General features: G+C 71.4%; 5 protein-coding genes. 3 read left to right on the top strand and 2 right to left on the bottom strand.

The features are described from left to right. Nucleotides 1–88 precede the first annotated feature (88 nt). Entirely contained in the window at nt 89–901 is an 813-nt protein-coding gene (gene ddaH, locus ABZZ17_RS39720; RefSeq protein ID WP_356884214.1) for a dimethylargininase, read from the bottom strand. 306 nt (nt 902–1,207) lie between these two features. On the opposite strand from ddaH, the gene ABZZ17_RS39715 reads away from it, so the two are divergent. Beyond that, on the top strand, nt 1,208–2,572 hold the full coding sequence (locus ABZZ17_RS39715) for a lysine N(6)-hydroxylase/L-ornithine N(5)-oxygenase family protein (RefSeq protein ID WP_356884212.1): 1,365 nt from the start codon (nt 1,208–1,210) through the stop codon (nt 2,570–2,572). Between the two features lie 25 nt (nt 2,573–2,597). Here the strand turns inward: ABZZ17_RS39715 and ABZZ17_RS39710 are convergent, their stop codons facing one another. Further along, nucleotides 2,598–3,938 carry a cation:proton antiporter gene (locus ABZZ17_RS39710; protein WP_356884210.1) on the bottom strand — a complete coding sequence of 447 codons (1,341 nt, stop codon included), beginning with the start codon at nt 3,936–3,938 and terminating at the stop codon, nt 2,598–2,600. 200 nt (nt 3,939–4,138) lie between these two features. Between ABZZ17_RS39710 and ABZZ17_RS39705 the strand changes: the two genes are divergently transcribed. Further along, nucleotides 4,139–5,146, top strand: coding sequence for an SMP-30/gluconolactonase/LRE family protein (locus tag ABZZ17_RS39705; protein WP_356884208.1), 1,008 nt, complete (start codon nt 4,139–4,141; stop codon nt 5,144–5,146). Between the two features lie 54 nt (nt 5,147–5,200). After that, nucleotides 5,201–6,646, top strand: coding sequence for a glyceraldehyde-3-phosphate dehydrogenase (locus ABZZ17_RS39700; RefSeq protein WP_356884206.1), 1,446 nt, complete (start codon nt 5,201–5,203; stop codon nt 6,644–6,646). Nucleotides 6,647–6,772 lie beyond the last annotated feature (126 nt).

Below are 6,772 nucleotides of genomic sequence, written 5' to 3'. Positions count from 1 at the left end.
CCGCGTACTGGACGTACTTGGCTTTCGCCCGGTGCGGCGAGAGCGCGTGCCAGGCGTCGCGGGGCAGACGGGAGTTTGACGACAGGCCCTAGGGCGCCGGGCGGAGTTCCAGCGTGCAGCACTTGACGCTGCCGCCGGCCTTGAGGAGCTCGGACAGGTCGACGCCGACCGGGTGGAAGCCGCGGGCGCGCAGCTGCTCGGCGAGGCCGGAGGCGTTCTGCGGCAGGACGACGTTGTATCCGTCCGAGGTCGCGTTCAGGCCGAAGACCGCGGCGTCCTCGGGGCCGGCTATGACGGCGTCGGGGAACAGGCGCCGCAGGACGGCCAGGCTGCCGGGGGAGAAGGCGGCCGGGTAGTAGGCGATGGTGTGCTCGTCGAGGACGGTGAGCGCGGTGTCCAGGTGGTAGTAGTCCGGGTCGACGAGGGTCAGCCCGATCACGGGGCGGCCGAAGAACTCCTGGGCCTCGTCGTGGGAACGGGGGTCGCTGCGGAAGCCGGTGCCCGCGAGCAGCCACTCTCCGGCGAGGAGGTAGTCGCCCTCGCCCTCGTTGACGACGTCGGCCGTGCGCAGGCCGGGGAAGCCGTGGTCGCGCAGCCAGTCGTGGTACGCGGGTCCTTCCGCGATGCGTTCCGCGTCGCGGAACCGTGCCACGAGGGCGCGGCCGTCGATGACGGTGGCGCCGTTGGCGGCGAACACCATGTCGGGGAGGCCGGGCAGGGGGTCGATCGTGTCGACGGTGTGGCCGAGGCTCAGGTAGACCTCGCGCAACTGCTCCCACTGGGCGATGGCCAGGCGGGTGTCGACGGGCTTCTTCGGGTCCATCCAGGGGTTGATGGAGTAGACCACGTCGAAGTACGTGGGCCGGCACATGAGGTAGTGCCGAGGCCGTGCTGTGCGCATGGGTGATGTTCCCTTGGGGTCAAGGGCGGCCGGTGGAGCGGCCGCCCATCGAGGTGGGGTGTCGGGCGCGGAGCAGGGGCACAAGCCAGCGCAAGTAGAGCAAGGCTTGCCTAAGTTGCGCAACAGCCCATGCCCTGGCGGGTGTTCGGTACTCGCGCCCGGGGGGCCGATCCGGTGCACCCATCGACAATCACTCGAAGATGAGGTTAGCCTTCCCTAAGTTCTGCTCAGCGCCGTTCCTCCGGCGTGCCCTGCTCTCGGTTCCCCCATGCCCGGCAAGAGACTGCCCGCACGATTGGGAGTGACATGTCAGAGGCTCATCCTGACGACGCGCCATTGATCCACGACCTCATCGGCATCGGCTTCGGACCGTCCAACGTGGCCATGGCGATAGCGCTCGCCGAGCACAACGCAGGCGTCGGACGACAGGAGGCGGTCACGGCCCACTTCTTCGAGCGCCAGCCGCACTTCGGCTGGCACCGGGGCATGCTGATCGACGACGCCACCATGCAGGTGTCCTTCCTCAAGGACCTGGTGACCCTGCGCAATCCGACGAGCGAATACAGCTTCCTCTGCTACCTCAAGAGCAAGGGACGCCTGATCGACTTCGTCAACCACAAGAACCTCTTCCCGCTGCGGGTGGAGTTCCACGACTACTTCGAATGGGCCGCCGCCAAGGTCGACGACATGGTGTCCTACGGCTGCGAGGTCGTCGACGTCCGGCCCGTGGAACGCGACGGCGTGATCGAGTACGTGGACGTCACCGCCCGCTCCGGCACCGAACTCGTGGTCCACCGCGCCCGCAACCTCGTGATCGGCACCGGCCTGCGGCCCCACCTGCCGGAGGGCGTCGAACGCACGGAACGGATCTGGCACAACTCGGACCTGCTGACCCGCGTCGAGGGCCTGCGGGACGCCGACCCGACCCGGTTCGTCGTGGTCGGCGCCGGCCAGAGCGCCGCGGAGAACGTGGCCTTCCTGCACCGCACGTTCCCCCGGGCCGAGGTCTGCGCCGTCTTCTCCCGCTACGGCTACAGCCCCGCCGACGACAGCAGCTTCGCCAACCGGATCTTCGACCCGGCCGCGGTGGACGAGTACTTCACCGCCCCCGAGGCCATCAAGCGGAAGCTGATCGAGTACCACGGGAACACCAACTACTCCGTGGTGGACGTCGACCTGATCGACGAGCTCTACCGCCAGGAGTACCAGGAGAAGGTGCTCGGCACCGAGCGGCTGCGCTTCCTCAAGGTGTCCCGGCTGGCCGACGTCGTCGAGACCCCCGACAAGGTCCGCACCACGGTCGAATCACTGGTCACGGGCGAGAAGACGCCGCTGGACGCCGACGTACTGGTCTACGCGACCGGATACCGGTCCGCCGACGGCCTCGGACTCCTCGGTGCGGCCGAGGCCTACTGCCGGCGCGACGACCAGGGCCGCGTCCGCGTGGAGCGGGACTACCGGGTGACGACCGATCCCGCGCTGCGCTGCGGGATCTACCTCCAGGGCGGCACCGAGCACACCCACGGCATCACCTCGGCGCTGCTCTCGAACACGGCCGTGCGGGTCGGGGAGATCCTCGACTCGATCGTCGGACGGGGACGGGGCCGCCGGGGCGCGGCGGCGGTGCCCGGGGCGCGACGGGCGGCCGACGAGATCGGCTCCGCCCTCTGAGCGCGTCCACGGGCGCAACCGGAACTCACCTGCCCGGACCGGGGGAGGGGGCCCACGCGGCTCCGAACTCCCGCTCCCGGTCCGCTTCCGCGGTGGTCCCGGGAATCCGCCGGGTGGCGCGGCGCAGGAAGGGCGGCGCCATCACGGAGGTCACCACCGCGACCAGGATGACGACGGTGTAGGTCGCGCCGGTCAGCACACCGAGCCGCAGGCCGACCGTCGCGATCACGATCTCCACGACGCCCCGGGCGTTGAGGCCGGCGCCGATGGCCAGGGCCTCGCCGTGGCCGAGCCCGCCCGTCCGGGCACCGAGGTAACCACCCGCGAACTTCGCCGCGGTGGCCACCGCCAGGGTGACCACCGCGGCGGCCGCCACCTGCGGCCGGGCCAGCGCGGACAGGTCGGCCTGGAGGCCCGCGGTGGCGAAGAACAGCGGGGCGAGCACCGCCATCACGAAGGGCCGCAGGGCGCCGAGGGACTGCCTGGCCTCCGGGCCGAGGGTGCCGATCACGATGCCACACAGGAAGGTGCCCAGGATCGGCTCCATGCCCAGCGCCAGGGTTCCCGCGGCCGACAGCACCACCAGGACGACGACCGCGGCGGCGCCCCGCTCGGGGTGCCCGGTACGGTTCGCGCGCCGCAGGACGTGCCGGGCGACCGGCCGCGCCACCACGGCGGCGAAGACCAGCACGGCGACCAGGTGACCGGCCGCCTGCGCGACGAGCCCGGCCTGGACCCCGGTGACCACCATGGCGGAGACGATCGACAGCAGCATCCAGCCGACGACGTCGCTGACCGCGGCCGCACCGACGATGAGCTGGCCGACGTCGCGGTGCAGCAACCGCATGTCGAGCAGCGTCTTCGCGATCACCGGGAGGGCGCTGACGGCGATCGCGACCCCCATGAACAGGGCGAAGGCCGTCCGGTCCGCCCCCGGGGCCATCAGCGAGGCGGGCGCCAGGTAGCCGAGGCCGATGCCGAGGGCGAGCGGCAGCAGCACGCTCCCGGCGCTGACGAAGCCGATGGCCCGGCCGCTGCGCCGCAGCAGCCCGAGGTCCACGTGCGCGCCGGTGACCGCGACCAGCAGCAGCACGCCTAGCTGGGCGACGGCGCCCAGCAGGTGCGTCTGGCCCGGGTCCCGGGGGAGCAGCCAGTCCGACGGTCCCGGCGCCAGGTTCTGCAGCACGGACGGACCGAGCAGCACGCCCGCGCTGAGCTCGCCGGCCACGGCGGGCATCCGCAGCCGCTCCGCGAGCCGGCCCAGCAGTACCGCGGCGGCCAGGAACAGGCCGATCTGGAGCAGGAGGAGGAGCATCTGGTGCTGGCCGATCGCGGGAACGGGTCCCGCGCCCAACAGGGTCGCCATGTCGGTTCCTTCGCCGTCGACGTACGCGGAAAGCCGCGCGGGCGGGAAGTGCTCGGTCCGTACCGCCCCATGATGCGAGCCGGCCGGCCCGCCCCGCCGCCGTTCGCGCCCATCCGCGCCCGGGGCGGGGCGGGGTGGTGCGGGAGGGACGCGGGGCCGATACTGCGCCGGGCAGACAGCCCGACGACGGAGGGGACCCGATGAGGCCGACCCGCACCCGCACGTTCCGTACCGCCTTACGCCGGCTGCGCCGCCGCGTGCCGTCCGCCCTCGTGCCGGCGGCCGTCCTGGCCGCGGCCGTCCTCGCGCCCGGAGCGGCCCACGCGGCTCCGGCGTGCCCCGCCACCGGCGAGCCCGCTCCGCCGGTCCAGGTGGCGCAGCTGCCCGACTGGGTCGAGTCGATCGCCGTCGACGCCCGGGGCCGGATGTTCGCCACCGCCTACTACACCGGCCGCGTCTACCGCATCGACGCGCCCGGCAGCGCCCCGGTCGCCCTCACCGGGAACATCGGCGCCAACGGCGGGATCGTCGTCCGGGAGGACGGCAGGCTCCTCGTCGGAACCGGCAACGACCTCGCGCACTCGCTCACCGGCGACCTCTTCCCCAGGTCGGAGCTCCTGCTGGTCGACCCGGAATCCGGCGCGGTCAGCACGTACGCCTCTGGCCTCGGCGGCATCGACGGCGTGGCCCTCGCCCCCGACGGCACCGTCTACACCACGACCCTGGGCGGCCGGAACATCGGCCGCGTCACCCCGGACGGGCGGGTGGACCCCGCCTGGGCGCGGGTGTCGCAGCCCAACGGCATCGCCGTCTCCCCGGACGGCACCCAGGTCTACGTCGTCCAGACCACCGTCGCCCCCGGGCTGTACCGGATCCCCGTGGACGACCCGGGCCACCCGCGGCGCTGGATCTCCACCGCCCCCGCCGACGCCCTCGCCCTCCCCGACGGCCTCACCCTCGACGGCGCCGGCCGGCCGCTGGTCTCCACGCACGCGTCGGGGCAGATCTGGCGGGCCGAGGACGGCGCCCTGTGCGCCGTGACGTCGGGGATGCACCTCTCCACCCAGCTCACCTACGGACGCGGCGACACCGGGTTCGCGGCGGGCCGGCTCTACCGCGCGGGCATCGACGGAAGGATCTACGAGGTACCGGCCGGAGCCGAGCCGTCCGCCGCCCGGACCGGGTCCGGGGGCCACCCCCTTGAATGATCAAACGAACAAGGGGTTAGCATATGAGCGCCGCCTAGCTCGAAAGATAAACCTGTGACTGTCAATGATGACTCGTTCACCAACTGGAAGAACCGCGAGGAGATCGCGGAGTCGATGATCCCGATCATCGGGAAGCTGCACCGGGAGAGGGACGTAACGATCCTGCTCCACAGCCGCTCCTTGGTGAACAAGTCGGTGGTCAGCATCCTCAAGACGCACCGCTTCGCCCGGCAGATCGCCGGTGAGGAACTCTCGGTCACCGAGACCCTGCCGTTCCTCCAGGCGCTCGCCGCGCTCGATCTCGGACCCTCGCAGATCGACATCGGCATGCTCGCCGCGACGTACAAGACCGACGGCCGCGGCCTGACGGTCGAGGAGTTCACCGCCGGTGCCGTCGCCGGCGCCACGGGTGCCAACAAGATCGAGCGCCGCGAGGGCCGCGACGTCGTCCTCTACGGCTTCGGCCGCATCGGCCGCCTCGTCGCCCGCCTGCTCATCGAGAAGGCCGGGTCCGGCAACGGCCTGCGCCTGCGCGCCATCGTCGTCCGCGGGGGCGGCGAGCAGGACCTCGTCAAGCGCGCCTCGCTGCTGCGCCGCGACTCCATCCACGGGCAGTTCCAGGGCACGATCACCGTTGACGAGGCGAAGAGCACGATCATCGCCAACGGCAACGAGATCAAGGTGATCTACGCCAACGACCCGTCCGAGGTCGACTACACGGCGTACGGCATCAACGACGCCATCCTCATCGACAACACCGGCAAGTGGCGCGACCGCGCCGGTCTGTCGAAGCACCTGCGCCCCGGCATCGACAAGGTCGTGCTGACCGCGCCGGGCAAGGGCGACGTCCCGAACATCGTGCACGGCGTCAACCACGACACGATCAAGCCGGACGAGCAGATCCTGTCCTGCGCCTCCTGCACCACCAACGCGATCGTCCCGCCGCTGAAGGCCATGGCGGACGAGTACGGCGTCCTGCGCGGTCACGTGGAGACCGTCCACTCGTTCACGAACGACCAGAACCTGCTGGACAACTACCACAGCTCCGACCGTCGCGGCCGCTCCGCGCCGCTCAACATGGTCATGACCGAGACGGGTGCCGCCTCGGCCGTCGCCAAGGCGCTGCCCGACCTCAACGCGCGGATCACCGGCAGCTCGATCCGCGTCCCGGTGCCGGACGTCTCGATCGCCATCCTCAGCCTGCGGCTGAAGCGCGAGACCACCCGCGAGGAGGTCCTCGACTACCTCCGCAACGTGTCGCTGACCTCGCCGCTCAAGCGGCAGATCGACTTCACGACGGCTCCCGACGCGGTGTCGAGCGACTTCATCGGCTCGCGCCACGCCTCGATCGTCGACGCGGGCGCCACCAAGGTCGAGGGCGACGACGCGATCCTCTACCTCTGGTACGACAACGAGTTCGGCTACTCCTGCCAGGTCATCCGCGTGGTCCAGCACGTGTCCGGCGTCGAGTACCCGACCTTCCCGGTCCCGCTGGTCTGACCCGCAGGTCACCGACGAGCGCGGCTCCGCTGATGTGAGAAGGCGCCTGCCCCGGCTTCGAGCCGGCTGCTGGTTGCGGAGTTCGACCGCGGTCAGCGAATCGAAGCCGATCTCGCGGAAGGCGCG

Origin of the sequence: Streptomyces sp. NPDC006512, from assembly GCF_040611935.1 — a bacterium.
Classification (GTDB): domain Bacteria; phylum Actinomycetota; class Actinomycetes; order Streptomycetales; family Streptomycetaceae; genus Streptomyces.
The sequence above is the reverse complement of the archived record's forward strand: the minus strand, read 5'-3'. Positions and strand labels throughout refer to the sequence as shown.

Bases quoted from the DNA above. Each gene is read 5' to 3' on its own strand.
- ddaH (WP_356884214.1), bottom strand. From the start codon at position 901: ATGCGCACAGCACGGCCTCGGCACTACCTCATGTGCCGGCCCACGTAC.
- ABZZ17_RS39710 (WP_356884210.1), bottom strand. From the start codon at position 3,938: ATGGCGACCCTGTTGGGCGCGGGACCCGTTCCCGCGATCGGCCAGCAC.
- ABZZ17_RS39705 (WP_356884208.1), top strand. From the start codon at position 4,139: ATGAGGCCGACCCGCACCCGCACGTTCCGTACCGCCTTACGCCGGCTG.
- ABZZ17_RS39715 (WP_356884212.1), top strand. From the start codon at position 1,208: ATGTCAGAGGCTCATCCTGACGACGCGCCATTGATCCACGACCTCATC.